This is a genomic window from Dyadobacter sp. (genome assembly GCF_051859145.1).
Classification (GTDB): domain Bacteria; phylum Bacteroidota; class Bacteroidia; order Cytophagales; family Spirosomataceae; genus Dyadobacter.
Genome location: NZ_JBHYGF010000231.1, coordinates 1 through 6,836, shown reverse-complemented (window position 1 = coordinate 6,836; position 6,836 = coordinate 1). Strand labels below are relative to the sequence as shown.

The following is a 6,836-nucleotide window of genomic DNA, read 5'->3' as shown; positions in this document are numbered from 1 at the left end:
AACTGTTGCGCCGGGCGATGAGGGCGTGGTGCTCACAGTGAAAGATACCGGAGTGGGCATCTCGCAACAGGAGCTTCCGCGGATGTTTGAGCGTTTTCACCGGATACAGAATAGTGGCGGAAGGACCTTTGAAGGCACAGGAATCGGCTTGTCACTGATCAGGGAACTGATCCTGCTGCACCACGGGGATATCCGCGTTGAAAGCGAACCCGGAAAGGGAAGCCGCTTTATCGTGATCATACCTTACGGAAAAGACCACCTCGATCCTGCCCGGGTATTCCTGACAGATCCTGGCTTTGACGATGTGACACCGAGTTTGTACGTGGAAGAAGCTGCTACCTTGCTGCAACCCGGGTCAGTGTCAAGCGGCGCGGACAATGCGACAACCGCTGCGGATACAATCCTCGTAGTGGACGATAATACCGACATGCGGCAGCACGTTCAATCACTTCTTGAAAAACATTACCGGACAATCCCTGCTGAAAACGGCGTTGATGCGCTCCAAAAGATCGCGCGGGAGCAGCCTTCACTCATTTTAAGCGACATTATGATGCCTGAAATGGATGGTATCGAATTGCTCCGCCACGTGAAAGACAATCCTGCCAGCGCGCAGATTCCCGTTGTGCTGATCACAGCTCGGGCGGGAGAGGAGTCAAAGCTGGAAGGCATTGAAACAGGCGCGGACGATTATCTCGTGAAGCCATTCTCGTCAAATGAGCTGCTCGCACGTATCAAGTCGCAGCTGAAAATTTCTAAAACGCGCAGGCAATTTACTGATGAGCTGGAAAAAGCGGTGAAGCAGCGGACTGAGGAGCTGATCAAAGCGAACAAGGAACTGGAATCGTTCAGCTACATTGCCAGTCACGATTTGCAGGAGCCGCTCCGCAAAATCCAGACTTTTATTCATTTAATTGATAAGAACAAGGATAACCCTGACGCGACGCAGAAGTACTACGAAAAGATCAACTCTTCTGCGCAACGCATGAGCGAGCTGATCCAGTCGGTACTCACTTACAGCAGACTTTCGGGAACGGGACAGGAGCTCGTAAAAGTTGACCTGGAAAGCGTTATTAATGAAATCAAGGTCGATTTCGAATTGCTGATCGCAGAAAAAGAAGCGGAGATAGTTACCAAAAATCTGCCCGTGATTCGGGCAAACAAGTTTCAGATGAACCAGCTGTTCTCTAACCTGATCAGCAATTCTTTGAAATTTTCTCAAAAAAATCCGCGCATTACGATCAGCTCTGAATTGGTTCCGGGCAGCTCCATTACAGCTTTTCCGGTTTCAGATCCTGAAATGCTCTTTGCCCACATTACTTTTGCTGACAATGGGATCGGGTTCGAGCAGGAGTTTAGCGAGCGAATTTTCAGCTTGTTCCAGCGCCTGCACGGAAGGCAGGAATATTCCGGCACGGGCATTGGGTTAAGTATTGTAAAAAAGATCGTAGAGCAGCATAATGGGTATGTTTCTGCCGAATCAATGCCGGGAGAAGGCGCGACGTTCCATATCTGGCTGCCGGTATAAGTTGCCGGGTTCCAGGGAACGTCGCGCTTCCGACATTAACTTTCCTCGTCTGTATTCTTGATCTTCATTAAAAGTGCATATGCATTCTTGACAACCAGCCGGGTGTCGGTACCAATGCCGTTTCCTTCGATCTGCTGGCGGCCTTCATGTACAAGTCCGGGCGTTATTTTGACCATTTCAAACTGCCCGCTGCCACTGGCTGTAAATACGTAAGAGTTGTTTTCCCACCGCACAACTGCGTCCTCGGGCACGGTAAGTACCTTTTTGTTGCTGATTGCCACCTCGCCATTTACAAACATACCCGGCACAAGTGTGGGGCTGTATTTTTCAAAATGACAATGCACCTCGGCCATTCTGTCCTGATCCAGGTTTTTGCTGATCAGGATGATCTCAGCTGCGAATTTCTTACCGGGATCGCTGTTCGTGTAAGCAGTAACCCGCTGGCCGATCGAAAGCGATTGCAGGTCTTTCTCAAATACATTCAATGCCAGATGGATATCCTTCGGATCCACCAGCTCAAAAAGCATATCAGTAGGCGAAGTGTATTTACCCACATTCACATTTACTTGTGACACAAACCCGTTGATCGGGGATACAATTGGTACTGACTTTGAGATGTTGTCCGCCTTCAATCCCGCGGGATTGATTCCGATCACTTCCAGCTTTCTGGCGAGCGCATTCATCAGGATCCGCTGCGTTTCCATTTCTGCCCGCGCCTGTTGAAAAACCTTGTCACTCGCCGCCTTGGTCGCATTCAGGTCACGCTGGCGCGCAAACTCACTTTCTGCCAGGGTAAATTTCTCCCGCGCCGTGAGATAATCCTGCTGGAGCTGGATGAACTGCATATCCTCCAGCTCACCCAAAACCTGCCCTTTTCTGACGTGCATGCCCGGCAGCATCTTAGTCGATTTCAGGTAGCCGCCGAGCGGGAAGCTGAGGCTTACCGTACTCTGCGGAGGCACGTCGATCTTGCCGTGCAGGTTGAGTGTGCCACTGATGTTTTCAAATTCCGGTGTCCCTACTTCAATGCCCACGCGCTGCATTTGCTGGTTGGTGAAAGATACCAGCTGCTTTGAAGAAGAAGTTGCAGAACTATCCGCGGCCTGGTTGTTTTCCGGTGTTTCCGTGCGGCCTCCGCAAGCAGAAAGCAGGCAGGCAAACAGGCCGATATAAAGATATGTTTTCATTGTAAATGCCTAGTTGTTGGTAAGTTTCAAAAGTTGTATAACTGCCTGATTATAGCTGTTCAGTGCCTGGATGTAGTCTGTTCTGATCGTGATCGACTGGTTAACCAGGTAAGTCCATTGCATAAAATCGATCTCTCCTGCCTGGAACTGCTGGTCGGCAGTGGCGATGATCACCCCCGCATTTCGCAGCCCCTGTGTATCGAAGTAGTCGAGACTTTGACGGAATTTCACGACAGCCGCCTGCGCATTGGCCAGCTCGGTTTGCAGCTGTGCGCGCAGGTACCCCGTTTCTTTTTGTGTTCTTTCAAAATCGGTTCTGGCGGCAGCTATCCTCGCCGACTGCGCTTTAAAAAACAGCGGGATACCGATTCCCGCATTGACATAATGAAACCTGTTTTTGCTTCTATAAGTGATCTCCTGTCCGTCTACGAGCTGAGCGCCATTTATACTCAGGTTATTATAGCCAATGGTCAGGTCGGGCAGCAGCCTGGCTTTTTCGTTTTTCCAGCGAAACTCCGAAGCTTGCTCCTGACTTCTTGCTACATCCAGCAGCGGAAACTGGCTGGCGACGGAATCCTGCACGGTCAGCAGGTTTTCAATGCGCGGACTTGCTGCCTGCGGAACGTACAGCGCACTGTCCTGCAAAAACAAGTTGAAAGAACGCAGCGTGATAGCCAGGTCACTGTCGAGCAGGTTGAGCTGGTTCGTAATCTGCTGGTGCTGCGATTCTGCGGCTGTTTTTTCGAGCATGTTGGCTTCTCCTTTTTCAAACCGCATATTGGATTTTGATTCAAAAAGGGTGTAAATGCTGTCTGCATACATCAGCAGCTTCCTGCGCTCCATGAGATGAATGTATTCGTAAAACAGCTGGCGCACCTGCGTTTTTAATTCCAGCTCTGTCAGCCTCGTTTGTGCCTGCGCCGACTGAAAATTAGCTTCCAGCACCTTCCGCTGACTACTATATACAGCCGGGAAGCTGAAAGTCTGGCTGATTCCAAAACGCGTGTCCGTATTGACGCTGTTGAACTTGCCGATATCTGCATTGATGCTCGTTTTTTCAAGATCAAAAGCGCTGGACTGCAACTGCCTGCTGCTTTCTTCACTGAGCCTCGCGCTTTGTACCCTCAGGTTTTTTTGCCGGGCAATGGAGATTGCAGTTTGAAGATCGACTGGCTTCGTAGACTGCGCACTTGTGTTTTTTGGAATAAAAACAAAAAGTAGCAGGACCAATGCAGCAGCAGCCGGTGGTAGTTTCTTTTTACCCTCAAACAAAAGGTACAATGCAGGTAATACAAACAATGTGAGCAAGGTAGCTGTAATCAGTCCGCCGATCACGACCGTAGCGAGCGGCCGCTGCACTTCGGCTCCCGCACCGTTGCTGAGCGCCATCGGGAGGAACCCGAGGGAGGCGACGGCGGCAGTCATCAAAACGGGTCGCAGCCTGTTGCGGGTACCCGTGAGTACCAGGTCCAGCGGATCGGTAATGGAACCTTCCGCTTTGATCCTGTTGAACTCCGAAATCAGTACGATCCCATTTAAAACAGCTACCCCAAAGAGCGCGATAAATCCTACACCTGCGGAGATACTGAAAGGCATATCCCGCAACGCCAGCGCAAATACGCCGCCTATCGCGGAAAGTGGAATGGCTGTGTAGATCAATGCGCCCTCCCTCACAGACGAGAATGCAAAATACAGCATCAGGAAAATGAGGAGCAATGCCACTGGAACCGCTACGCTCAGGCGGGCTTTGGCCTGCTGCAGGTTTTCAAACGCGCCTCCGTAAGTCACACTGTAACCCGGGTCAAAGCGGATTTTGGCGTCTACTTTCTGTTGCAGCTCTTCCACGATCGACTGCACATCCCGGCCTCTTACATTAAACCCGACTAAAATGCGCCGCCTTGTATTTTCACGCTGGATCTGGTTTGGACCTTCGACCTCGGCAATGCGGGCTACCTGGTAAAGCGGCACCTGAATGCCCGAGGGTGTGGATATCGGCAGGTTTTGGACATCAGTTATATTTTTGCGGCCTTCGCTGCCGACGCGTACCACGAGGTCAAACTTCTTTTCGCCTTCGTAAATCTGTCCGGCGGCAGCTCCTGCGAATGCAGCGTTGATCGTGCGGTTGATATCTTCGATGTTAAGCCCATAGCGCGCGATCTCACTCCGGTTGAAGTCGATCACGATCTGCGGCATGCCGGTTACTTTTTCTACGTACCAGTCTGCGGTACCTTCCACTGTTTTCGAAATGTTGCCGAGCTGCTCCGCGTAAGTTGCCAGTTTGTTCAAATCTTCGCCAAAGATCTTGCAGACAACATCCTGCTTGGCTCCGGTCATCAACTCATTGAATCGCATTTGAACGGGATACTGAAAGCCGGTCGTAATGCCCGGGACTACTTCCTGTGCGGTTTTGGCCATTTTATCTGCCAGTTCGGGGAAGGTAGCGGCGCTTTTCCATTCTGATTTGTCTTTCAAAACGATGATCATATCACCGCCTTCTATCGGCATCGGATCGGTAGGTATTTCGGCACTGCCAATGCGGGAGACTATTTTTTCTACTTCGGGATAGGCATTTTGAAGACCCTCTGAAACGCGGTTGATCGCGTCAATGGTGGTACTCAGGTTGGTACCTACCAGCAGCCGGGTTTCGGTTGCAAAATCACCTTCTTCCAGCTGCGGGATAAACTCTCCACCCATTTGTGAAAATGTAAAAACAGCCACACCAAACAATGTAAATGCAGCAATCACAAGCGCTTTTTTGAAACCCAGTGCGCGGATCAGCAGCTTTTGATAACCAGCTTCAAGCCGTGCCATAACGCGGTCGGACCAGTTGGGCTCGTGGGCTATTTTCCGGCTGATAAAAACCGCGCTGATCATCGGTACATAAGTAATGGAAAGTATAAATGCGCCGAGGATAGCAAATGCAACAGTCTGCGCCATGGGCTTGAACATTTTACCCTCAATACCTGAAAGGGACAGGATAGGCAGGTAGACGATGAGGATGATAATTTGTCCGAAAACAGCTGCGTTCATCATCCGCGAAGCCGAGCCTGTTACTTCCCGGTCCATTTGTTCCCTCGAAATCACCTGCACACCTGCATACTGGCGCGAGGAATGCAAATGGTGCAGTATCGCTTCCACGATGATTACTGCTCCGTCAACAATTAACCCGAAGTCCAGTGCCCCCAGGCTCATCAGGTTGCCGCTCACGCCGAAAGTGTTCATCATCGCAATCGCAAAAAGCATGGAGAGCGGGATCACCGAGGCGACGATCAGTCCGGCCCGCAGGTTACCGAGGAAGAGCACCAGTACCAGCACCACGATCAACGCACCTTCTGAAAGGTTCTTCTCGACGGTACCAATCGCATTGTTCACCATTTTGGTCCGGTCGAGGAAGGATTCGATTTCCAGACCTTCGGGCAGTGTTTTCTGGATTTCGGCAATGCGGTTTTTGACGTTTTTAATCACATCAGAAGAATTACCGCCTTTGAGCATCATCACAATCCCGCCCGAAAGCTCGCCTTTGCCAGCCATGGTCAATGCGCCGTAGCGGATTGCCGATCCGAGCCTCACTTCGGCAATATCGCGCACCAGCACAGGTGTGCCGTTTGCATTGGTTTTGACCACGATATGCTGGATATCCTCCATGGAACCAGCGAGGCCAACACTCCGGATATAGAGTACCGTCGGGCCTTTTTCAATGTAAGCGCCGCCGGTGTTCTGGTTGTTTTTGCCCAAAGCTGTAAATACGTCACTGATCGTCAGGTTCAGCGATTTGAGCTGCACGGGGTTAACAGCCACTTCGTATTGTTTAAGCTCCCCGCCGAAAGTGGATACATCGGCCACGCCGGGGGTACCCAGCAGCTGACGTTTGACGATCCAGTCCTGGGTGGTGCGCAGGTCGGCTAGTGAGTACTTTTTTTCAAAGCCGGGTTTCGGTTTGATTACATATTGATAAATTTCACCCAATCCTGTTGTAACAGGCGCGAGCTCCGGAGTTTCCGCATTCTCATCGATTTCTACCTGGGCCAGCCGCTCGGTTACCTGCTGTCTGGCCCAGTATATATCCGAGCCGTCTTCAAAAACAATGGCGATCAGCGAAAGTCCGAACCGGGAGAGGCTGCGGC

Annotated in this window: 3 protein-coding genes; 1 reads left to right on the top strand and 2 read right to left on the bottom strand. The window is 51.0% G+C overall.

Annotated features, from left to right (window positions below; all coding sequences use genetic code 11):
- On the top strand, positions 1-1,525 hold a 1,525-nt coding region (locus ACTIE6_RS14300; RefSeq protein WP_439557288.1), incomplete at its 5' end, for a sensor histidine kinase.
- Between the two features lie 35 nt (positions 1,526-1,560).
- On the opposite strand, the gene ACTIE6_RS14295 is transcribed toward ACTIE6_RS14300, so the two are convergent.
- Entirely contained in the window at positions 1,561-2,712 is a 1,152-nt protein-coding gene (locus tag ACTIE6_RS14295) for an efflux RND transporter periplasmic adaptor subunit (protein WP_439557287.1), read from the bottom strand.
- Between the two features lie 9 nt (positions 2,713-2,721).
- Positions 2,722-6,836: CusA/CzcA family heavy metal efflux RND transporter (locus tag ACTIE6_RS14290; protein ID WP_439557286.1), on the bottom strand; the 4,115-nt coding region annotated here is incomplete at its 5' end.